Genomic DNA, 627 nt, shown 5'->3' on the forward strand with positions numbered 1-627 from the left:
ATTCACGAAATTCGTGCCAGAACCAAACCAAGTTGAAGTCATAGCGTGGCTGGCCCCGATGTGCTGCTTTATTGGTCCCCGTTTCGGCCTGCTTTTCGCGCCGTGTCGGTCCAGTCTCCGCTTTCGTCGGCTATGGTTTCGCGCATGAATTGGGCAAGGCGGTCGCGGCGGGTGCGCGGGTGGTTATACGGCGCTGTGCCGGCGGCGTAGAAGAATCCGTGCTGGCGCATGTGTTCGGCGGTGGCACGGTAGTTGATCCAGTTGGCGTGGAAGTGCCCAATCTGCTGTGCACCTTCGAACACAACGATGGCGGCACCGACGCTTGCGGTGATAGGGGCCGGGGCGCTCAGGGCGGCCAGCACCGTCACGGCCGCCCCAGCCCCGAGGACCAGGAATTTGAGGATCTGATACGCCAAGCGGCTGCGGGTGGCGGCCGTGTCGTACCATCGGACTGGACACGGAATTCCTCCCACAAAAGATCCGCCGCAGCAGGGTCGACGGGCGCGGGCAGGGAACTGGTCATCTTCTCCCACCCTGTTCCACGGGAGGCAGCCTCATTCTCATTCATCGTTCAGCCTCCTGGTGGGCATCCCCGGTCGCGGGGAACCCTGGGGTTTCTGCTGTACA

At 62.8% G+C, this 627-nt stretch carries 1 protein-coding gene; it reads right to left on the minus strand.

The genetic code is table 11. From position 1 onward, the window contains the following. Positions 1–68: 68 nt before the first annotated feature. Complete coding sequence (locus J1902_RS19120; protein ID WP_307794500.1) at positions 69–533, minus strand: DUF4231 domain-containing protein; 465 nt, start codon at positions 531–533, stop codon at positions 69–71. Positions 534–627 lie beyond the last annotated feature (94 nt).

Origin of the sequence: Arthrobacter cavernae (assembly GCF_017368795.1) — a bacterium.
Taxonomy (GTDB): Bacteria; Actinomycetota; Actinomycetes; order Actinomycetales; family Micrococcaceae; genus Arthrobacter; species Arthrobacter cavernae.